General features: G+C 42.4%; 17 protein-coding genes and 1 pseudogene. 8 read left to right on the forward strand and 10 right to left on the reverse strand.

The annotated features are described in order from the left end of the window. Nucleotides 1–50: 50 nt before the first annotated feature. Together ACR5KR_RS13155 and crtD are read right to left on the reverse strand one after the other, a co-directional pair. A complete protein-coding gene (locus ACR5KR_RS13155; RefSeq protein ID WP_445631991.1) occupies nucleotides 51–1,157 on the reverse strand; it encodes a saccharopine dehydrogenase family protein in 1,107 nt (368 codons plus the stop codon). A gap of 123 nt (nucleotides 1,158–1,280) precedes the next feature. Beyond that, the gene (gene crtD / locus ACR5KR_RS13160) at nucleotides 1,281–2,786 is read right to left on the reverse strand and encodes a C-3',4' desaturase CrtD (RefSeq protein ID WP_448266817.1); all 1,506 of its coding nucleotides are present in this window, start codon (nucleotides 2,784–2,786) and stop codon (nucleotides 1,281–1,283) included. A 396-nt stretch (nucleotides 2,787–3,182) separates the two neighbouring features. Here crtD and ACR5KR_RS13165 point away from each other — a divergent pair, with 396 nt between their 5' ends. After that, nucleotides 3,183–4,511 carry an IS4 family transposase gene (locus ACR5KR_RS13165; protein ID WP_448270096.1) on the forward strand — a complete coding sequence of 443 codons (1,329 nt, stop codon included), beginning with the start codon at nucleotides 3,183–3,185 and terminating at the stop codon, nucleotides 4,509–4,511. A 109-nt stretch (nucleotides 4,512–4,620) separates the two neighbouring features. On the opposite strand, the pseudogene ACR5KR_RS13170 reads toward ACR5KR_RS13165, so the two are convergent. The 3 genes and pseudogenes from ACR5KR_RS13170 to ACR5KR_RS13180 all read right to left on the reverse strand — a co-directional run. Next, nucleotides 4,621–4,833, reverse strand: a pseudogene (locus ACR5KR_RS13170) (hypothetical protein); the annotation flags it as partial. A 13-nt stretch (nucleotides 4,834–4,846) separates the two neighbouring features. Further along, the gene (locus tag ACR5KR_RS13175) at nucleotides 4,847–5,980 is read right to left on the reverse strand and encodes an IS630 family transposase (RefSeq protein ID WP_448266818.1); all 1,134 of its coding nucleotides are present in this window, start codon (nucleotides 5,978–5,980) and stop codon (nucleotides 4,847–4,849) included. Between the two features lie 69 nt (nucleotides 5,981–6,049). Further along, nucleotides 6,050–7,990 (reverse strand): pentapeptide repeat-containing protein, encoded by a 1,941-nt coding sequence (locus tag ACR5KR_RS13180; protein ID WP_448266819.1) that lies wholly within the window; start codon nucleotides 7,988–7,990, stop codon nucleotides 6,050–6,052. A gap of 322 nt (nucleotides 7,991–8,312) precedes the next feature. Here ACR5KR_RS13180 and ACR5KR_RS13185 point away from each other — a divergent pair, with 322 nt between their 5' ends. From ACR5KR_RS13185 to ACR5KR_RS13195, 3 genes are all read left to right on the forward strand, one after another. Then, nucleotides 8,313–8,495 (forward strand): hypothetical protein, encoded by a 183-nt coding sequence (locus ACR5KR_RS13185; protein ID WP_448266820.1) that lies wholly within the window; start codon nucleotides 8,313–8,315, stop codon nucleotides 8,493–8,495. A 3-nt stretch (nucleotides 8,496–8,498) separates the two neighbouring features. Next, the gene (locus ACR5KR_RS13190) at nucleotides 8,499–8,810 is read left to right on the forward strand and encodes a sensor histidine kinase (RefSeq protein WP_448266821.1); all 312 of its coding nucleotides are present in this window, start codon (nucleotides 8,499–8,501) and stop codon (nucleotides 8,808–8,810) included. 201 nt (nucleotides 8,811–9,011) lie between these two features. Further along, nucleotides 9,012–11,048: a hypothetical protein gene (locus tag ACR5KR_RS13195; protein ID WP_448266822.1), complete on the forward strand. Its 2,037-nt coding sequence runs from the start codon at nucleotides 9,012–9,014 to the stop codon at nucleotides 11,046–11,048. A gap of 387 nt (nucleotides 11,049–11,435) precedes the next feature. On the opposite strand, the gene pirA is transcribed toward ACR5KR_RS13195, so the two are convergent. Continuing rightward, nucleotides 11,436–11,591 (reverse strand): arginine synthesis PII-interacting regulator PirA, encoded by a 156-nt coding sequence (gene pirA, locus ACR5KR_RS13200; protein WP_292738868.1) that lies wholly within the window; start codon nucleotides 11,589–11,591, stop codon nucleotides 11,436–11,438. 109 nt (nucleotides 11,592–11,700) lie between these two features. On the opposite strand from pirA, the gene ACR5KR_RS13205 reads away from it, so the two are divergent. The 3 genes from ACR5KR_RS13205 to ACR5KR_RS13215 all read left to right on the forward strand — a co-directional run bounded on the left by ACR5KR_RS13205 (nucleotide 11,701) and on the right by ACR5KR_RS13215 (nucleotide 14,202). Beyond that, entirely contained in the window at nucleotides 11,701–12,525 is an 825-nt protein-coding gene (locus ACR5KR_RS13205; RefSeq protein WP_448266823.1) for an SAM hydrolase/SAM-dependent halogenase family protein, read from the forward strand. A gap of 331 nt (nucleotides 12,526–12,856) precedes the next feature. Continuing rightward, nucleotides 12,857–13,513 carry a DUF2301 domain-containing membrane protein gene (locus ACR5KR_RS13210; RefSeq protein ID WP_448266824.1) on the forward strand — a complete coding sequence of 219 codons (657 nt, stop codon included), beginning with the start codon at nucleotides 12,857–12,859 and terminating at the stop codon, nucleotides 13,511–13,513. Then, nucleotides 13,513–14,202, forward strand: a complete 690-nt coding sequence (locus ACR5KR_RS13215) for a YdcF family protein (RefSeq protein WP_445631985.1) — start codon at nucleotides 13,513–13,515, stop codon at nucleotides 14,200–14,202. Before ACR5KR_RS13210 ends, ACR5KR_RS13215 begins: the two co-directional genes overlap by 1 nt. A 99-nt stretch (nucleotides 14,203–14,301) precedes the next feature. Here ACR5KR_RS13215 and ACR5KR_RS13220 read toward each other — a convergent pair whose 3' ends face one another. Next, on the reverse strand, nucleotides 14,302–15,381 hold the full coding sequence (locus ACR5KR_RS13220; RefSeq protein ID WP_445631984.1) for an alpha/beta hydrolase: 1,080 nt from the start codon (nucleotides 15,379–15,381) through the stop codon (nucleotides 14,302–14,304). 258 nt (nucleotides 15,382–15,639) lie between these two features. Here ACR5KR_RS13220 and dprA point away from each other — a divergent pair, with 258 nt between their 5' ends. Next, nucleotides 15,640–16,779, forward strand: coding sequence for a DNA-processing protein DprA (gene dprA / locus ACR5KR_RS13225; protein ID WP_448266825.1), 1,140 nt, complete (start codon nucleotides 15,640–15,642; stop codon nucleotides 16,777–16,779). A 387-nt stretch (nucleotides 16,780–17,166) separates the two neighbouring features. Here dprA and ACR5KR_RS13230 read toward each other — a convergent pair whose 3' ends face one another. The 3 genes from ACR5KR_RS13230 to ACR5KR_RS13240 form a co-directional block, all read right to left on the reverse strand. After that, nucleotides 17,167–18,180, reverse strand: a complete 1,014-nt coding sequence (locus ACR5KR_RS13230) for a DnaJ C-terminal domain-containing protein (protein ID WP_445631982.1) — start codon at nucleotides 18,178–18,180, stop codon at nucleotides 17,167–17,169. Between the two features lie 121 nt (nucleotides 18,181–18,301). Continuing rightward, nucleotides 18,302–18,811: an AAA family ATPase gene (locus tag ACR5KR_RS13235; RefSeq protein ID WP_448266826.1), complete on the reverse strand. Its 510-nt coding sequence runs from the start codon at nucleotides 18,809–18,811 to the stop codon at nucleotides 18,302–18,304. 83 nt (nucleotides 18,812–18,894) lie between these two features. Then, nucleotides 18,895–20,184, reverse strand: coding sequence for a glucose-1-phosphate adenylyltransferase (locus tag ACR5KR_RS13240; protein ID WP_448266827.1), 1,290 nt, complete (start codon nucleotides 20,182–20,184; stop codon nucleotides 18,895–18,897). Nucleotides 20,185–20,677 lie beyond the last annotated feature (493 nt).

Consider the following 20,677-nt stretch of genomic DNA (forward strand, 5'->3'; position numbering starts at 1 on the left):
TCAAGTCTGCTCAAGTAGACTGATATTTTACTTTCTGATCGGATAAACACTTATGACCAACTGTGATTAATTTTTATGCCTCGGCTTTGCATTACTTCTTCAAATAAATTTGTTGGTAATGCTTCTTCTACAGGAAAAACTCCAGGTTTTTTGAGTTTACCTTCTAGCAATAATTGGGCAATAGTACCTGTGCCACAACCAGAAGCCACAGCTGTATTTTCATGCACTACAGTTGAGCAATAAACGGCTGTTTCACCATTTTTCTGCCCTGTAACCTCAGAACGAACTGCTACTCCAATTCCACTAAAATTATTAGTGACATCTGTCATTGAATGGCTGACATGAGACAGAAATTCAATCATGTAACGACGCTGCATTAACCACTTGGGGAAAACGTGTGCCGCAATCCAAGTTAGATGATTATAAAAATCTGGAACGGAACCAAACTTAGTAATTACAGTTTTCACTGATGGGAATGCATGGGGCAGTGTAAAGGTTTCTGGCATATCAAACCAGTAAACTCCGGTGCGTCCATATGGAGGTGGAAACTCAACTACTTCTCTTTCACTATAAGGCTTGACTATTTCCCATTTTCCATCTATCCAAGTCTCAAAAGGATACTGCAACCCAAGAAAAGTTGTCCGCATCACTGTAATGCCAGCACCACCAGAACCAGAAACTAAATAACTTAAATGAATCTTTTCTGGTTTATCAAATTGTTCAACACCTTGACGTACCATGCTGTTAGAAATACCAGGAAAAATGCCAGTATTAATAATTGCTGTCACGCCAGCAGCAGCAGCTTTTTCATGATAATTCAAAGCTTTGCTGGTATAAGACCGATGGTCGCTAACATCTAGATAATTAACGCCTTCAGCAATACAGGTTTCGAGAACATTAGTATCTCGATAGTGAAATGGCCCGGCACAATGGATGACTAAATTAGAGTTTGCGATCGCATCTCGCAACTTGTCAACTTCTGCCAAGTCCAATACTAAAAACTGCACTTGTCCTCCTGAAGACAAGCTTACAGCCTTCCCAAACTCCGCAGAACGTCCAGTAATCGTAATTTGAGCCTGCGTATGAGTAGCGAGATCCTGAGCAACACTGCTACCAATCCGCCCTCGTCCACCAAGAATTAAAACGCTGTCTGTCATTACTCCAGCATTCGCAACACTAACTTAATTTGACCAGTTTTGTGTGCTGTTTGCCATCGGTTATAAGTATGACTTACCTTTTAATCAAGGCAGAGTTTTCAATTATAGTTAAATCTGCCTTCTTCACGCCTCAATTTGCCTAACTACTGTTAGCGCTGAATAACTCACCCCAGCAGTACCTTCGCCGGGATGGGTGGAATCACCAACTAACCACAAATTCTCGATTGGTGTCCGATTGGCGAACCCAAAGGGACCAAAGGTGGGAATTCTTTGACCAATACCGCCAACTATACCGCGATCGCGGGCTGTGAAATGAGCAAAGGTGCGCGGTGTTGCGGCTTCTTGATGAATAATAGTTTCTGGTTTGAGATAGAAGTATTGGGCAAGACGAGCGATCGCTTCTTGGGTAAACTTTTGTTTTAGTCCTTCATAATCATCAGTCTGCCACCACTGTGCGGAATCGACAAATGAAGAAGCAATAATTGTCGCTTTCCCCTCCGGTGCGCGACCATCTCCAGGATGACTGACGGAAACAAATAGGGAATTATTCTCGCCAATGGGGCCATTGACATCATACAGAAATTGCAGGTGGGGAGGACACCCAGGCGGAATCGCACTCGCATCTACACCCAAATACACCACAAAAGCACCTGATGCTTGGGGCAATTTTTCTACCCGATTTTTATAACCAGATGGCACTTGTCCCAACAACTGCACCAAATTTTGCACGGTGACGTTGCTAACTATGTGGTCGGCGGCTTCTGTCCAAACTTCGCCAGTTTTCTGATTTCTTATAACAACAGCAGTAGCTTTGCCGTTTTCTACTTTGATTTGTTCTACAGTGTGGCGCATCAATAGTTTGCCGCCGTCTCTCTCTAAAGATTGTACCAAGCGATCGCTTAATACTTGCATACTTCCCTGGAGGTGAAACAATCCTTGGGGCAGTTGGGATACACTCAACGCTGTGGCTGCGTAAAGTAATGCTGTTTCTTCTGCATCTACCTGGGAGTACAGCTTCAGTTGCAAATCCAAAAAAGTTCTCAGCCGTCGGTCATTTCCCAGTCCACATAACCGTAAAGCATCTCCTACCGTAAACAAGGTGAAGGGTACGGTAATTAATGTACTCGGACGCACCGCCTGAGTTAGCTGCCACAAATCCCATAAATTACGCGGTGGTAGTACCGGGTCGCGTCCTTGAAATTCCCAACTAGCAGCAAATAAAGCTGCCATCAACTGCCAAAACGGTTCGCTACCAGGAAACTGTTTTTGTCGTTCCTCTTGCCATTTGTCTTGGTCGCGCCAAACATTAATCGGTGTGTTTTCTCCAGGTAAATAGACAGCACAAGCAGGGTCGCAAGGCGTTGCTTGTGGTAAATCTATTGACAATTCTGAGAAAATCCGGTGGTGAATTCCCCCTGGTTCCAATCCCGCCACCTGAGTTGCTCCTACATCAAAGGTAAATCCCTGGCGTTTGAAGGTCGAAGCACAGCCTCCTGGTACGAGGGCTTGATCCAAAATTAAGACGCTGTAACCTCTATGAGCTAATAATGCCCCAGCAGTCAGTCCACCTATTCCCGCACCAATAACGACGACATGAGAGTTACTTTTGTCAAGAGAAATGCTGGACATTGATTATTTTCTTTAAAATTCTTAATACTTTTACTGATAATTTTACCTTACTCTCTGAGTTGAATGGGATCGACAAACCTCTTTCTGCCTTGAACTAAAGTTCAAGTCTGTTCTTCTTTGAGTCGGCTACGGTGTACACACAAGTCTGAAGTCGTTGATAAATATCGGTTTTACCCCACCCTAACCCTCCCCTTGCAAAGGGGAGGGAACCAGATTTCTTATTTCCCCCCAATGCATCCTACGGTGTACACACAAGTCCAAGTAAAGTAATAAGGGAAGGAGTTGTGGGGAGAAAAAGGTGATGGAAAATCCAATCAAAAGACACGCGCAAGCAGTTGAGGGAAAAGCATTTGGAGACCCGCGACTCTCTAAAAGGGGGCAGCATTGTACGAAGCTTTGGGAAAAAATCAATCAGTGAGCATTCGCCAAATAAGTAAAAATAGAGCCGAACAAGTAGGATACTATCGGTTTTTGGAGAATGAGAATGTGACAGTAGGGGAATTAGTGCGAAGCCTATCAGACGAATGCGTAACTCATGTAGAAGGAAAGCATATATTAGCTATCAGTGATACAAGCGAAATTAACTTGCAGTCTCATGTAGGCAGGTTGAAAGCAAAGGGTGTCGGTGTAGTCGGAAACAACACGGATGTAGGATTTTATATTCATCCAACACTAGTATTAGATGCAGCAAATGGATTTCCCTTGGGGATAAGTACAGTACAACTGTGGACGAGAGATATTAACCATCAGGATAAGCATGAGCGCAATTACAGCCGATTACCAATAGAAAAGAAAGAATCATACAAGTGGCTACGTTCTGCCGAAGAAACGCAAAGATGTTTAACTATTGGCAATGCCAAAATAGTGACTCACATCGCCGACCGCGAAAGCGATATGTATGAGGAATTTGCTACAGTCCCAAATCAAGACAATCATGTGTTGGTGAGAGCGCGCATTGACCGTCGCCTTGTGGGAAAAACCCAATCACTTTATACATACTTAAATGAACAGCCCAGTGAGGGTACTTATACAGTCAATGTGCCGTCAGATGCACGCCAAAGTAGAACAGCAAGGGAGGCATTATTAATTGTTCGCCGTGCGGTAGTGAAAATTCAACGTCCAGATAAGTTGAATGGGCAAGATTATCCCCCTAGTGTGACACTTTACGCAGTGGAAGCAGTTGAAGTCAACCCACCATCAGGTCAAGCACCGATTCATTGGCGATTACTCACTACCCACCAAGTCGTTTGTTTAGAACAAGCACTACAGGTGATTCGATGGTACACATGGCGATGGCGAATTGAACAACTGTTTGCCACACTCAAAACTGCCGGATTAAATCTCGAAGCCACCCAATTAGAGTCGGTTACCGCCATTCAACGATTAACTATATTAGCCTTGTCTGTTGCTGTGCGAATTTTACAACTGATTGGTGGACGGGATCATCCTGATTTACCGGCAAATATTGCTTTTTCTCATGAGCAACAGCAATATTTATCTACTATTGCTCCTACTTTAGAAGGTAAAACTCGACTGCAACAAAATCCCTATCCTCCTTCAACTCTTGCTTGGGCGACTTGGATTATCGCTCGGCTTGGTGGTTGGTCTGGTTACAAATCCCAAAAACCTCCCGGTATTACTACTTTGAGCCGCGGACTTGAGCAATTTGAATCCACCTTTTTTGGCTGGAAGCTCGCTCTGGGCAAACTTGTGTGTACACCGTAGCCCAATGCATCGGGGGGATTAAGGAGGGTAATTAGACTTGTGTGTACACCGCAGGTCTGAGCCGGAGAGGAAAGGTTTTGCATAGTAAAACCAGGAGAGGTCTTTTTATTCAGCCTAAACCCAGAAAATTTGAAATTAACGGCAATAGATTGCTGCATTGTTCAACCAACTTTGTAGCACTGGGTAAACTAGCGATTGTACCTTTTAAAATCTTTATAGCCGTTTTCGCTGCCTTTTGCATCGCCCCTTCTTGAGGATTTTTCCCAGCTTCTGCTAAAGCTTTCACTTGTTCTAATGCCTCAGCTTTATCTTCTTGAGCTAAGTACAACTTTGCATTAATTCGTAGCGAATTTCTCCATCATCTGCGTCACTGTATATGACCATTTTATGGGTTGTGCAGAGTCATTGTGACGACTAATAAAATCGGTGATGCGTTGCTGTAATGTATTAAGGTCAGGAAAATCATTCGGAGTCAGTAGTTTTCGCTGTAAAATGCTGAACCAAATTTCGATTTGGTCTAACCAAGAAGCGTATTTTGGCAGCCAGACAACTTCGACTGTAAAATTCCAAGCTTCCTGTTTTTGTTTCTGATTCAACCAAGCCTGTAATTGTTTTGGTGCATGAGTGGAGCCATTGTCAAGAATTAAATAGATATGGCGTACACCACGACCAATGGCTTCTGGGATTAATACCGATAGTAGAAATGTCTGAAAATCAATAAATGTTTTTGTGGGACTACAATAACCATAAATCAAACCCTCAGCAACACTTAAAGCCGCAAAAAGATGTGTTGCTCCTTCCCTGATATATCGGGCTGCAAAATGAACTGGTTGTTCTGCACCTGCTGCTTTATTCGGATGCAAGCCTCTTCGTGCTTGGATTGAAGTTTTCTCGTCTACACACACTACCCAAAATCCAGCATCAAGTAAAAATTTAGCTTGGGCATATAATCTGAGTACGGGTGTTGCTTTGACAACGAAATTATCATCAATCTGGTGCATCCAAGCATGAAAGCGCCAAGGCTTGATACTTTCGGATTTTAGCCATCGCCAAACTGTGGAAGTGGCGATGGAAACTACAATACCCAGTGTGACTAGATGTGCCGCAATATCGCTACAACTCCACCTCGCCAACGGTAGATCAAAATCTGTTGGTTTGCTGCAAGCGATCGCTGTGACTTGTGCTTTTACGAGCGCTTGAAACAGGCAAGGACGACCAGGGCGTGGAGCTTCTTCCAGGCTACGGGTTTGACACCAGCGTTTGCGCCATTTACGTACAAGAGCAGCTGAGCAGCCTATTTCTCTAGCTATTTGAGCATCCGTCCATTCTGGACTTTCGTCTACTTTTAGTAGAATTTTTACTCTTCTGGCTTTGCTTTGACCTGTTTTACGCGCAAGCACTTGTTGCTGCAACAGCTTTTTTTCCTCTTCCGTTAGCTGCACCCTGTAGGTTTTTTGACGACCAATCATAGTACTGAGTGGTTGAGGGATGTTTGTATATGCTTACCCTACACTTAAAAATTTTCCCTTGTCAATTCGCTACGAACTTATGCAAAGCTGTACTAAGTTTGTATCAGCCTCAATTACTGCTTGCAATTGCGTCAACAGTTCCTTAATTCCCGGTTTTTTTGGTTCGGGAGATGCTGGTAACTCGTTGATAGTATTTGTTACCGTACCGCTAATATCACCTAAATTCAAAGCTTGTCCACTGGCATTAAAATCTCTGCCAACACTACCAATTTCAATTTTGCGGCTGGCATCATTACTGTTAGTCATATTTTTATTCTCAACTTTATTGTCAACTTGAACATTAATCGGCTTATTTGCTAATAATTTTACAATCTCTGTCATCTCTCCACTTTGTTGGCGATAGATAACTATTTGCTCATCTTTAGCTTGTAATTGTGCTTTATATTTTTCTTCTACAGCTTGCAGTGCCAGTTGATAATTTTCCGTAAAATCGCTATGAATCTTCTCTTTATCGGCATCAATAGGTACACTTACCTTAACGACAACAACGCCATCACCTTTATTTTCAATACTCTGTAGAGCTAATTCTGTGTCTTGATTTTGGTCTTGCACTGTTTGGAAGGCGTTAACAAAAGCTTTCCAATCAATGCCATCGCGGAAAATTAAATCAACAGTATTTAAAACCTCTTCAAATAGCTTGGTAAATTCTCCTGGTTGAAAGTAGCCACTACTGGGACGGCGTTCCCGGTCATCTGTTTGTGCCTTCGGGTTTTCAAGAAGATAGATAAAGCGACAATCTACATTATCTAACTTAGTTGTACTTTCAATATTCCACGCTTCCACACAAGCACCTGTCATTTTAGCGCTGGTAAAGTTAGTACCTACAGCTTGAGCTAGAGTTAGGTTTGCCCACTCTAAATAAGCGCCTTGGAAGGTGGCTGCTGTAATATCAGCATTTTTTAAAACTGCTTGTGTTAAATCTACACCGATAAGGTTTGCGCCTTTTAAGTTCGCACCAGCATAGGATTTTCTTCTACCATTGCCAGTTACTAGCAAGTTAAAAATATCTCGTTTAGCTAATATCGAGTTGTCTACTCTAGCAAAGTCCAATTTTTTAGCTTCATAAAAACGAGTGCGTGTTAAATTGGCTTTTCTAAAATCTGTATTTTTAAGAGTCGCACCAGTAAAATCAGCATCAGTTAAATCAGCATTAAAAAAATTTGTACCACCTGTGGCAGCAAAAGCAATAGCAGTTGAGCGAACCCAGGCATCTATTTCATTTCCAGCTAGACTGCGCCACCCAATGTAAGCACCAAATTGTGTGATGACGACGGCTCCGGCTGCGGTAATGGCGACGGTTCTGGTATTAGCTCCGGCTCCAACAATAGCTCCGACGATAGTTCCAACAATACCTCCAGTAATTGCTCCAGTTCCGACGATAGCTCCAACAATGCCTCCAGTAATTGCTCCGGCTTCGACGATAGCTGCAACAATGCCTCCAGCGATGGCGACGGCGATGACTCCAGAAATGGCGATGCCGATGGCTCCGGCAAAGGTAAAGACTCCGGCGAACGCTAAAGAACTGGCTCCGAAGATGATGATAGCAACGGCAAACCCGATAGTGATGGCGACGGCGATCGCTATGGCAAATGCGATGGCTGTTAAACCCTTACGAATAGTTACAATACAAAAGACGGCCAATACAATTAGAGTGGCTACCCCGGTAATGGGCTTTTGAGTGATTCTGGTGTCAAAAATAGATGCTATCAATACACCAACTAGGGTTGAGAAAAATCCTGATAGTGCTGATAGTAGCCATGATATTATCAGCAACCCAATTACCCAACGCTTCTGTAGTCCAGCTTTAGCACCTGTGAAGTCAGCATCTTTTAAAATAGCGTTGGTAAAATCTGCCCCTTTAATATCCTGACTGCTAAAGTTGGCTCCAGTCAAGTTTTGACCTTTAAAAGAGCGACCTCGGAGATTTTGACCGGAGTAGTCTGGCGGCATAATCACTAATTCGTAATTCGTAATTAAGAAAGAAAGTCAGATGAAATCTGGGTTTGGGGGTTTGAATTTAGTGATAGATTTTAGAGAGGTGGTATCACTGAAATTTTATACAAGTTTACTATGCAATATTTCGGATTTTGACAAAATAAGGAAAATACAAAAATTTTGGATGTAATACGCAGTAGAAGTGCATGGCTGCGTGCCTTTACCTTTAAATGCTTAAGGTATCATCTATTGAAGTTGGTGTCACTATACTTAAGCTGTAGTTATCAATATTGCAACTGTAGCGGCTCCCAAACTTACGGGAGCAGTTCCTAAACTTATGGGAGCAGCTCCCGAACTTATGGGAGCGGTTTCACAACTTACGGGAGCAGCTCCCGAACTTATGGGAGTAGCTCCCGAACTTATGGGAGCAGCTCCCGAACTTATGGGAGTAGCTCCCAAACTTATGGGAGTAGCTTCCGAACTTATGGGAGTAGCTTCCGAACTTATGGGAGCGGTCTAACTCATGACGGAAGCGGTCTACTTTGCAACATTACTCACTAATTGCAGTATTTCAGTACCTTTTAATATCCATAAAGGCAACGTAAAAATATCAATTGCTGATAATGGTAACGGAATAAGTGAAGAAGTCAAAGAAAAAATATTTAGCCATTTCTTTACTACAAAAGGAGTTGGTAAAGGTACGGGTTTAGGACTGGCGATCGCTCAGTCTATTGTGGTAGAAAAACATCACGGTTCACTGGTTGTGAATTCTACGCTTGGTGAGGGAACTGAATTTGTCATTACCTTACCAATTCTGACTCAAACTCAAAATTAATTTGGTCGAGACTCTGAAATTCTTTGGTCATTATCTCTTCTTGTCAGTTAGTTGATACCATCCTGCGAGATGAAATGCAAATATTTCCAGTATCGGTGAGAGCAGATTATAACTTTTTGTAAAGATTGCATAGGAAAACACGTAAAGTTATCTGCTTGATACAGAGAAACTAATAGAGATTTCCTTTAAGGATGAAATTATATGTCAGTATCAGCTTCTTTAGACCTGTCTAAAACTTTCTTCCTCAACAGCTTACCAGGAGCTAATCAGACAATTTATTTAGATTTCGACGGCAATATCACCTCTGGTACTTCCTGGAACACAGATAAAGGTCTGGCTAACATTATCATCCCTGCCTTCGACTTCGACGGCAACATAGCATCCTTTAGCTCGGCTGAACTTGAAACAATTCAGTATATCTGGCAGCGTGTTGCTGAGGATTTCAGCCCATTTAATGTTAATGTCACAACGCAGGCTCCAGTAGATATTAACGATCTGATTAAGAGCGGCAGTAATGATACTCGCTGGGGGGTGCGTATTGCGATCGGCGGTAGCAGTTACGATTGGTATGGTGAAAGAGTGGGAGGAATCGCCAAGCGTGGTTCTTTCAACTGGAATAGTGATACTCCTGCCTTTGTTTTTGCTGAAGATGCGTTCGGCGATGAGAAGGAGACGGCTGAACTTATCTCTCATGAAGTAGGTCATACGCTGGGACTCAAGCATGATGGACAAATAACCCCCCCTCAAGAATACTATCTAGGACATCCTAGTGGAGAGACTGGCTGGGCACCGATCATGGGAGCAGCGTATTACGACGAGCTAACCCAGTGGAGTAAAGGCGAGTATGCTTCTGCTAACAATACTGAGGATGATTTGCAAATTATTACAACCCAAAATGGGTTCACCTACCGAGCCGATGATTGTGGCGATACAATTGCGACAGCAAAGCCACTAACCATTTCTAGTACGTCTATCAGTGGTAGTGGCATCATTGAGCGCAATACAGATTTAGATTTCTATAGTTTTGTCACAGGTACTGGTCTGATTAGCTTGACAGTGAATCCTTTTAGTCCAGGGCCAAACTTAGACATTTTGGCAGAGCTATACAATTCTGCTGGTACCTTAATTGCATCGTCCAATCCAACAGATTTACTATCTGCAAGTATTACAACAAATGTCGTTGCTGGAAATTATTACCTCAAAATTGATGGTATAGGAAAAGAAGATCCTCTTTCAACTGGCTACACGGATTACGGCAGTTTGGGGCAGTACTTTATCAGTGGTACTCTAAACTTTCCTAATATCCAGCGCTGGGCAACAGGCCAAGGCGGGTTTTGGGATACTCAAAAATGGCTAGTCGGCGATTTTAACGCAGATGGGAAAGATGATTTAGTCAACGTCTTTAATGATGGAGGTCTAGCCAGTATCGATACTCACTTATCTAATGGTGGGAGTTTTGATAGCCAGCGTTGGGCAACTGGACAAGGCGGGTTTGGGGATACTCAAAAATGGCTAGTCGGCGATTTTAACGCAGATGGGAAAGATGATTTAGTTAACGTCTTTAATGATGGGGGTCTAGCTAGTATCGATACTCACTTATCTAATGGTGGGAGTTTTGATAGCCAGCGCTGGGCAACAGGCCAAGGCGGGTTTTGGGATACTCAAAAATGGCTAGTCGGCGATTTTAACGCAGATGGGAAAGATGATTTAGTCAACGTCTTTAATGATGGGGGTCTAGCTAGTATCGATACTCACTTATCTAATGGTGGGAGTTTTGATAGCCAGCGCTGGGCAACAGGCCAAGGCGGGTTTGGGGATACTCAAAAATGGCTAGTCGGCGATTTTAACGCAGACGGGAGAGATGATTTAGTCAACGTCTTTAATGATGGGGGTCTAGTTAGTATCGATACTCACTTATCTAATGGTGGGAGTTTTGATAGCCAGCGCTGGGCAACTGGACAAGGCGGGTTTTGGGATACTCAAAAATGGCTAGTCGGCGATTTTAACGCAGATGGGAAAGATGATTTAGTCAACGTCTTTAATGATGGGGGTCTAGTTAGTATCGATACTCACTTATCTAATGGTGAGAGTTTTGATAGCCAGCGCTGGGCAACAGGTCAAGGCGGGTTTGGGGATACTCAAAAATGGCTAGTCGGCAATTTTAACGCAGACGGGAGAGATGATTTAGTCAACGTCTTCAATGATGGGGGTCTAGCTAGTATCGATACTTATATTTAGTATTGAGCCAAGACAGGCGTAAAAATCTGTAATCTAATCTAAACATGGGAAGTTTTGCGGTCAAAGTTTTACACTAATTGCGGTGTTTCAAGTTCTGCTAATTATTCGGTCATAATACAGGAGCGTAGGTGCAGCCCGCACTTCTCTACGAGACGCAGACGGGACGGCATAATTCGACTTTGCTTACCAGCCGCTTAGTGACCATCGTAAACATCGCTTCACCAATACCTTTGAGAAATTGTTGAACGAACTTTCGCTTAGTGGAATCAATCTCGTCGCTTGAGTAAGGATGATGAGCTTTTAGCAGAATTGCCAGGAAACCCTCTAAAAAGAAAAAACCCGCCGTAGCGGGTTACACAACAAAACTATGAACAATGAAAACTTGATTTAGCTGGAATACCTCATTTCAGCTTCCAGTTGACGAATTAACTGTTCGTCGCCTTTTGCTCTAGCTATTTCCAAGCGATGCTCTAGGCTTCTTTGAATATTCGCTCTGTGAGTTTCTCGTGATTTGCTCAAACTTTGTAGTCTATTTTGACTCATAGTGATTACCTGCTTTAGTTTTTCCATTTATGTCTTGTATTCTTAACATAGCATACATTTTGTAGCTGTTGCTACAGAAAATATATTTTTTATATATTTTTACCAGAATATGTCTAATAACCAGATAGATCGACAGCCCCTTGTGACTTTACTGAGCGATTTTGGCGATCGCGATGTTTATGTAGGCATAATCAAGGGAGTCATAGCCCAAATCAACCCCAGACTGACGGTGGTAGACTTAACGCACCAAATTCCGCCGCAAGACATCAAAGCAGCCAGGTTTAGCCTGATGAATGCTTATACCCATTTTCCAGTTGGGACAGTGCATCTGGCAGTAGTCGATCCAGGTGTGGGAAGCAAGCGACGAGCGATCGCAGTAGAATTTGCTCAAGGGTTTTTGGTCGGCCCAGATAATGGTATATTCAGCGGGGTACTCAGTCAAAGTCTGGCGATGTCTACGACGGGCTACGCCTACGCAGCCGTCGAACTTACAAATCTTAATTATTGGCGCACTCCTCAACCAAGCAAGACTTTTCACGGTAGGGATATTTTTGCACCAGTAGCAGCTAATCTTGCTAGTGGTGTCCCCCTCAAACAGCTAGGGCAAGAAATCGATCCAGCAAGTTTGGTAAACCTGGATATAGGCAACTGCAAGCAGACAACCACCAGTGTAGTGGGTTGCATTCAATATATTGACCACTTTGGCAACTTGGTGAGTAACATTCCAGCCAGTTACGTGCAAGGCAAAAGTTGGTATGTGCAAGTTGCTGGATTGAGTGTACCAGGCTGTGAAACTTACAGTGAGGTGAAAGTGGGAGAGATAATAGCTTTAGTTGGCAGTCACGGTTGGGTAGAAATTGCCATTAATTGCGGACATGCTCACTCACAATTACAGATTAATTTACAAGATCCGCTAGAAGTCTTGTTTTTTTAAGAAAATCAGACCAGTGAATCTTGCTAAAGTTAAGACAGTGAAAAATTCCCAGGCTGCAAAGTGCCTGTTGGTAATTTGTGGGAAAGTCAAAAAAAGAGGAAAATTCTAGATATAAAAAGGAGCATAGCCAACTACACATCACTTAAAAATAAGCATTTTCATTCACCGTAGGCAGTGCCGATTCGACAAAAATTTCCAGAAAGCAACTGCTAAAATATGTAAGTTTAAAAATGGTGACATGAAGTTCGCCTTATTGCTCATAATAATAAAAGTAACCCTTGAGCAATTTCCTGTTGTACTCTCCTAGAGAATCATAATTATATTCTTAGCTATGACTACACAAACACTCTCTGCACCAGAAGTTTATCAAGGTCAGTTTGGGGAATTTACAATTACTCAGAGCGATCGCACTGGCGTAATTATCTACCGTGCTGGGTTAATGGTAGCAGCACTGAGCTTTGCCATCGGCAGCGCCTTGATTTTACTCAACAATAACCCAACTGTTGTAAATTTACTGACACCTCTATATGCTTGTTTTAGTCTCGCTCTTGGTGTAAGTTTATTTACCATCCATATTTACATGGCATCACTGCACCGAGCATTGCAAGTTTTTTGGGCGATTGGTAGTATCGCATCAGTGATTCTGGCAATCAGTAGTAGTGAACCTTTAGCTCTTGCTGTTTACAATCAGCCAATTACCTTATTTGGAGTTGGTTTTATTTTCGTAGCTTTAACAGGTATTTATTTTAAAGAGGCTTTTTGCTTCAATCGCCTGGAAACCAAAGTATTAACCCCAATTGTACCGCTACTGTTGTTAGGACATTTGGTAGGAATTTTACCAACCCAGGTAGAAAGTATTTTATTAGGAACTTGGGCAATATTATTTTTAGTGTTTGCCCTGCGCAAGACAGTTCAAGCAATTCCTGCTGATATTGGAGATAAGTCTGTATTTACCTACTTGAAAGAACAACGTTTAGCTAAGGTTTAATGCGGATAAAAAATCGTCGGTGTCAAAAATTTCCCAAAATCAAACTAATCAAACGCCAAGAAATGTGGACACTTACGGCTCAAGGGTGGGCGATTGCGATCGCTTTGATTGTTTATTTAATATTTTTCATTTTTACTCATGTACACTCATTTCTCGCCGTAACTTCCCCGATCCAATCAGCAGAAGTATTAGTTGTTGAAGGATGGCTACCAGATTACGCTATAGAAGAAGCTTTGACTGAATTTCAAAACGGTTCTTATCATCAAATAATTACTACCGGAGGTACATTAGGAAAAGGAAGTTATCTTACCGGATACAAGAACTTTGCAGACGTATCGGCTGACACCTTCATAAAACTCGGTTTAGAAGCAGAAAAAGTAGTAGCCGTTCCGACACCTTTTGTGGTTAAAGATCGTAGTTATGCATCTGCTGCTGAATTTGAACGTTGGCTATCCAATTCAAATTTAAAGATAGAATCGATTAATCTTTTTTCCTTGGACGTTCATGCCCGTAGGAGTTGGTTTCTTTTTAAAAAAATACTTAACCCTCAAATTAATGTTGGTGTGATTGCTGCGACAACACAAGATTATAATCCAAACAAATGGTGGAGTTCTAGCGAAGGCGTGCGGATGGTTCTTGATGAAGGTATAGCTTATCTTTATGCACGGTTTTTGAATTGGAAAGCCTAATAGTAATACAGCAGAAATATTGGCTGCGACAGCCATTGAATTTTGAATTTTAGATTTTAGATTTTTCAGTCAATCCAAAATCCAAAATCCAAAATGGTATTACTTACCCAGGATTTGTAATAATGCTTGTCGATAAATTTTCAAACCCTCTGCATTCAGATGGTCGCCATCACTGGTGAAATTTTCTTTCAGAACATTATTTTCATATAATGGTGCTAGTCCGGCTGCGGCAACTGGCACTTTTTCTGTTTCAGCCACTTGATTAATCAGAACATTAATTTGTTCAACTCTCTTCAGTGGGGCTGCTACAGTTGGATCTGAGCTTGCTGCCACTGTCGAATAAAAAGCCGGAATTAGAAAAATCTCTTTAGTTCCCATTGTGCGCAGAAGTGCGATCGCCTCTTGGAGATTTTTGCTAAATAATTCATCACTAATTTTATACAAAGCATCATTTCCACCTACAGCAATAATGGCTTTTTCGCATTTCACCTTGGTAGGAATTAAACTTTTCAGTTGTTCTAGTAATGAGATTGTACTCAGACCATTTAACCCAAAATTAAAAGTACCACTGCCTAGGGTATTGCCAAGTCCAGCCGAAATAGAATCGCCAAATAAGCAACCTGAGAACTGTTTATCCTGGGCAGCGAGTGTTTGATATTGTAGGGCAATTTTCCCTAAAGGTGAAGAACTGACATCATCTTTCGGCGGCGCATCAGCAGAACTAGCAGAAGAATTTGCCATACCGACCAGCTTCTTAATTTTTGACACCTCAATAACTAGTCGATCGCTGGGATAGGCTTCTAGAAAGCTGGTTATTCCTAGACCTTCTGGCGATCTTGCTCCGACGATCAGGGCAGATCGTAGTGCTTGTATACTAGCCTGATCGCGACGAGCGATCGCTTGGGAAGCAAAAGATAAAATTTGCTTGCCCATTCCTGTGTTTACCAGCTTATCTAAAGCCACAATATCAAGCGACATTTTCACCTGAAGGGCTTCTTGAAATTTCTGTTTCTCTTCAGCGCTAAGGTAATCTAGAAAAGATTTCAGATCGCTAGAAACCTTTTGTGTCTTGTCATAGTTGCGTATATCTGCCACCGGAATCGATTGCTCAAACAATCCGTACCTGACGGTAACTTTTTCGGCTGCCAAACTAGGTAATAAACCAAGGCCACTATGCACCAGTAAAAATATTAAGCACCCAGATAGGCTTATTAGAAGACGATAGAAATATTTCATCACACAGGATAAGAAGATAGATAGTCAATAGTTAATAGTCAAGAGTCAAGAGTCAAAAGTCAAGGGGAATTGGGAAAGAGGTCTTTGTCTTGACGGCGATTCATCGCGTCTCTTGCCTTAACCGCACAGTATCGCCCCTACTCCATCAACAGCCAACCTTAATTTGGGAATACTCAATCCAGTAGGCGTGAGGATAGAACCGTGGTAGAAGAAGGCGCATATTGGCTAGCTTGGGCACAAATTTCGGGAATTGGGCCAGTATTACTGCGACGCCTACAACAGCATTTTGGTACGCTGGCAACAGCTTGGAACGCTACTAAGGTACAGTTAGGAGAAGTAGAGGGTTTTGGTTTTCAGACACTAGAAAAAGTAGTACAACAGCGATCGCGTTTGCACCCAGAACAACTATTCACCAAGCACCAGCAGGAAAATTCTCATTTCTGGACGCCAGCAGATGCAGATTATCCCCGTTTACTGCTAGAAACTCCGAGTCCACCGCCAATTTTGTACTATCGCGGTGAAGTCGAACTCCAAGAAAATCTCGGACAAAAACCAATGGTTGGGATTGTCGGAACCCGCCAACCCTCAGAATATGGTATCCGTTGGACTCGCCAAATTAGTACAGCTTTGGCTAAAAATGGCTTTACAGTCGTTTCTGGTATGGCAGAGGGAATTGACACTGAAAGCCACATCGCTGCTATGAAAGCAGGTGGACGCACGATCGCAGTTTTGGGAACTGGTGTAGATGTCATCTATCCCCATAAAAATCGGGATTTGTACAAGCAAATTTTGACGGCTGGGCTAGTTGTAAGTGAGTACCCGACAAAAACCCCACCCGATCGGACTCACTTTCCCCGTCGCAACCGGATTATTGCAGGCTTAAGCCGCGCCATCTTAGTAATGGAAGCGCCTTTAAAATCTGGTGCCTTAATTACTGCTACCTACGCAAATGAATTTGGTAGAGATGTCTATGCATTACCTGGAAGACTTGACGATTATCCATCCCAAGGATGCTTAAAGTTACTGAATCAGGGAGCTTCCTTCATTCTTAAGGAACTAGACGAACTGTTAACAATGCTAGGAGCAATACCACAAATTGATGCGATTGAAGCTTCTACAGCACCAGAACAGTTAATGCCAACTTTATCGCCAGAATTGCAAACAGTAATGAATGCGATCGCCGCAGGCGTGCCGGAGGCACTCGCAAGTGATGCTTTACCCTTCGATTTTATTGTCCAACAAACCGGTATGGCTGCTGGCTCAGTTTCCAGTGCTTTGTTACAGTTGGAACTTATGGGTTTTATTTCGCAACTACCAGGTATGCGGTATCAGAAAAGTTAATAATTAAAAGATAACAACATTATTTAGCTTTGTTTTTAGCAATTTAATCATCAGATTTCTGCCAATATAAAAATACAATTTTTATATAAAAACAAACTACTTAAAATAAACAATCAGCCGGCTTTTGAATACCAAGTAGAACTATTGTGCCTCGAAATACAACTCCAAGGCTAATAGTTCAAATTCTCTTAACTGGACTAAACAACAATTTATCTCAAGTTCGGTTAAAACTCGCCCGAAAATGATTCAAGTCCACTTAAGTGAACAGTAGCTCAAAGCCGCAGAACTTAAGTTATAGACAGGATGTGGTTTAGCATAATACTTTGACTGTTAGCAAAATGTGGGTAATGACGAGATTTTCAATTATGGGGATTCTCTTTTTGCTTGTTAAAGCCTGAATTGGTTCAAATGACTACGGGGATTATAAGTACGTATAGCCCGGATTTTTTCATAATATTCCCGCTCTTGTTGGCTGAGGTCTTTTGGTGGAACGATCGCCACTTTCACCAACTGATCGCCGCGTCCACCTTTAGGGAGGGGCCAACCTTTGCCACGTAAACGTAGAGATTGACCAGAACGCACTCCTGCTGGTAGTTTGACATTAACTGAACCGTCGGGAGTGGGTACATCAATAGAGGCTCCCAGAGTCGCTTCATCTGGTGTGATTGGCACTTCGCATACCAAGTTATCGCCTTCCATTTGGAAGAACGTGTGCGGCTGAAGTTCAACTTTTAAGTATAAATCTCCCCGTTGTTGAGTCATGGGGTTAATTTGACCTTTGCCTCGCACCCGTAGGCGAGTACCAGTTTTAGCTCCAGATGGGATGTTGACATCTATGGTTTCATTACCTAAACTGAAGCGCTTTTTCACACCATTAAATGCTTCAGCAAAAGTTAGAGCGATCGCAGCTTCACTATCCTGGCCAGTACCCACACCTCCATCTTGAAACCCAAAATCGTTAAAGCTGCTGCTAAAATGAGTTGAGGTACCTGGAGAAGTGCGGTAAGAGTGACTTCGTGCCTGACTTTGGCGCGCCCCACCACGAGGGGGAGAACCACCAAAGCGTCCTAGCAATTCATTAATGAACTCATCAAAATTGCCGTATTGACTAAAGTCAAAGTTACCCATATCGGGAGCAGCACCACCAGATGGGAAACCTTCACCAGCTTGTTTCCAATATTGACCGAATTGGTCGTACTTTTTGCGTTTATCTGGATCTGATATAACTTCGTAGGCTTCGCTAACTTCTTTGAAGCGTGCTTCTGCCTGTTTGTTGTTTGGGTTGACATCAGGATGGTATTTGCGGGCTAGTTTACGAAAGGCTTGTTTAATTTCCTCTGAACTGGCAGTCTTACTGACTCCCAAAATAGCGTAATAGTCCTTGAAGTCGGTTGCAGCCATCTACCAGCCTCCTATAGAAATTCCCGTTATGTTTTTTTTGAAGATGAAAGATATTTAATTTGCCTGGTTATAGTGCCAAACAAAAAGAATCTGATTTCAAATTAACAAAAAATATAGAAAATCAAGTGTGGTTCTTGCTCACCAAGGAATCGCAATTCCCGTACTCCAATTTTTCTGATAAGCGGCTCAGGCTGTCTAGTCCTTCTTCGCGGCTTGGGGGAGCATCCCGGAGTTGACGGTGCATCCGCAAAATAATTTCTTCTGGAACTTGGCGCGATCGCTTTTTATTCCGTGCTAAACATAGCCAAACTGGTGTATCTACCCAAATTCCTCTAATGTGGGTAAAGCCCTGGTTACGGGCGAAAGTAATCACTTCACGACGATGACGGCGCTGGGCATTGGTGGCATCAAAAATAGCTGTATTAGTTGTAGAAATAGCTTGCTGAAATTGCCGCTCAATTTCGCGCCAAATCAGTAGCCATGGCCCTTGAACGGCTTGGGAACCGAACAATTGCCCCCGAATGGCATCGGTAGAAATTAGCGCCATTTGGGGGCATTCTGCCAGTAATTGTTTTGCCAAAGTTGACTTACCGCTACCTGGAAGACCAATCAGTAAAATGAGTTTAGTCATTAGTCCTTTGTCCTTTGTCCTTTGTTGCTTGTAACTATTAACCAATGACTAATGACTAATGACTAATGACTAATGACTAATGACTAAATGACAGTTCCATCAGGAATTACAGCATTTTTCAGCACGACAACGATGCCACTACGGATGTAGAAACCTTGATTTTCTCGGTCAGCTTCTTGCACGTTATCTTTATTGATGATTTTGACATCGTGACCAATGCTAGCATTTTTATCAATGATAGCACCGCGAATAATTGAGTCAGTACCAATACCTACAGGAATAACACCTTGTTCTACATTAGTTTGGCGTTCTACAGAAGCTTGGTAAAAGTCTGCACCCATGAGTAGAGACTCTTCGATGACACAACCAGATTCAATTCGCGATCGCACTCCTAACACTGAATGTTGAATGCGGCAATTTTTCAAAATACAACCTTCGCCGATAATTGATTCTGTGATCTGGCAATCTAAAAGTTTACTTGGAGGTAAGTAGCGAGCGCGGGTATAAATTGGTGCGTGTTCATCGTAGAAACTAAAGGGTGGTTGAGGCTGCTGAGTTAGGGCTAAATTGGCATGATAAAATGCTTCGATTGTTCCAATATCTTCCCAGTAGTCATCAAAAAGGTAAGCTTGAACGTTGTAATCTTTAGAAGCATCAGGAATAATTTCTTTGCCGAAATCAGTCCTTTCTGTACCTTCTCTCAACAACTTGAACAAAACATCTTTTTTAAAGACATAAATCCCCATTGAAGCGATGTAAGGCTGTTGCTGGGCTTGTTCTTTTGATAATCCCAGTACACTTGTATCAACTTGCATTTGGCGTAACGCTTCACCTTTGGGTTTTTCGCTAAAATCGATGACTCTACCAGAATCGTCAATTTTCATCAAGCCAAAATCTGAGGCGCGGCGCTCATCGATGGGGATGACTGAGAGAGTAATATCAGCCCCCGTTTCCTTATGGCGTTGGATAAACTGGCGATAATCCATGCGGTAGAGGTGATCGCCAGAGAGGATGAGATATTCTTCTACATCCCATTCTTCCATTAACCACAGGTACTGACGTACAGCATCGGCTGTACCTTGGAACCAGTTAGGGTTTTCTGGTGTTTGTTGTGCCGCGAGAACTTCCACAAACCCTTCATTGAAGCCTGTAAAGTTATAGGTACGGGCGATGTGACGATTCAGGGAAGCTGAGTTGAATTGTGTCAGGACGTAAATTTTGAATATTTCGGAATTTATGCAGTTACTTACAGGGATATCGATTAGCCGATACTTCCCCGCTACTGGTACTGCTGGTTTAGCGCGGAGTTTGGTTAGCGGGTAAAGCCGAGTACCCGCGCCACCACCAAGAATGATTGATAATACTTTTTTCACAAAATTTCTCCAGACTGCCTTTCAACTCTCATCTTCAGTTTAGGACTGTCTGCCACCACAGGTAAGGGGGATCGTCTGATTCTTTGGGATGAATTTTACAGAATGCTACTAGTGATGGATGGTGCGGCTGATAAAGAGAAAAGATAGAACATTTGTATTAATTGAGATGAAAAATGGGGTGCGATCGCGCTTACTACACTCGTGCTGAGAGACATAACTAAATTTCAGGTTATGGTAAAAAAACATAAGTTTAAAGAGATTAGACCTTTTGCATAAATGCTTAAATTGTCATATTGAGCGGAGCTAAACAGAGTAGTGAGATTCTTCTGTCCACTGCGTTCCGCTCAGAATGACATTTTTAATTTTTTGACTTTTGCAAGAGGTCTATTTACTAATAACCCATTTGCTAGTTATGGTTATGGATTCAGGCGATCGCTTAAAATCCGTTAAGCAATAAAATTCCCTCCAAAGAGAATTGTACGAGAAGAATCTA

The sequence above is a fragment of the Nostoc sp. DSM 114159 genome, assembly GCF_053470285.1.

Excerpts from the sequence above, each read along its gene's own strand:
- ACR5KR_RS13155 (WP_445631991.1), bottom strand. The coding sequence starts at position 1,157 with ATGACAGACAGCGTTTTAATTCTTGGTGGACGAGGGCGGATTGGTAGC.
- crtD (WP_448266817.1), bottom strand. The coding sequence starts at position 2,786 with ATGTCCAGCATTTCTCTTGACAAAAGTAACTCTCATGTCGTCGTTATT.
- ACR5KR_RS13175 (WP_448266818.1), bottom strand. The coding sequence starts at position 5,980 with ATGATTGGTCGTCAAAAAACCTACAGGGTGCAGCTAACGGAAGAGGAA.
- ACR5KR_RS13180 (WP_448266819.1), bottom strand. The coding sequence starts at position 7,990 with ATGCCGCCAGACTACTCCGGTCAAAATCTCCGAGGTCGCTCTTTTAAA.
- ACR5KR_RS13185 (WP_448266820.1), top strand. The coding sequence starts at position 8,313 with ATGGGAGCAGCTCCCGAACTTATGGGAGCGGTTTCACAACTTACGGGA.
- ACR5KR_RS13190 (WP_448266821.1), top strand. The coding sequence starts at position 8,499 with ATGACGGAAGCGGTCTACTTTGCAACATTACTCACTAATTGCAGTATT.
- ACR5KR_RS13195 (WP_448266822.1), top strand. The coding sequence starts at position 9,012 with ATGTCAGTATCAGCTTCTTTAGACCTGTCTAAAACTTTCTTCCTCAAC.
- pirA (WP_292738868.1), bottom strand. The coding sequence starts at position 11,591 with ATGAGTCAAAATAGACTACAAAGTTTGAGCAAATCACGAGAAACTCAC.
- ACR5KR_RS13205 (WP_448266823.1), top strand. The coding sequence starts at position 11,701 with ATGTCTAATAACCAGATAGATCGACAGCCCCTTGTGACTTTACTGAGC.
- ACR5KR_RS13210 (WP_448266824.1), top strand. The coding sequence starts at position 12,857 with ATGACTACACAAACACTCTCTGCACCAGAAGTTTATCAAGGTCAGTTT.
- ACR5KR_RS13215 (WP_445631985.1), top strand. The coding sequence starts at position 13,513 with ATGCGGATAAAAAATCGTCGGTGTCAAAAATTTCCCAAAATCAAACTA.
- ACR5KR_RS13230 (WP_445631982.1), bottom strand. The coding sequence starts at position 18,180 with ATGGCTGCAACCGACTTCAAGGACTATTACGCTATTTTGGGAGTCAGT.
- ACR5KR_RS13235 (WP_448266826.1), bottom strand. The coding sequence starts at position 18,811 with ATGACTAAACTCATTTTACTGATTGGTCTTCCAGGTAGCGGTAAGTCA.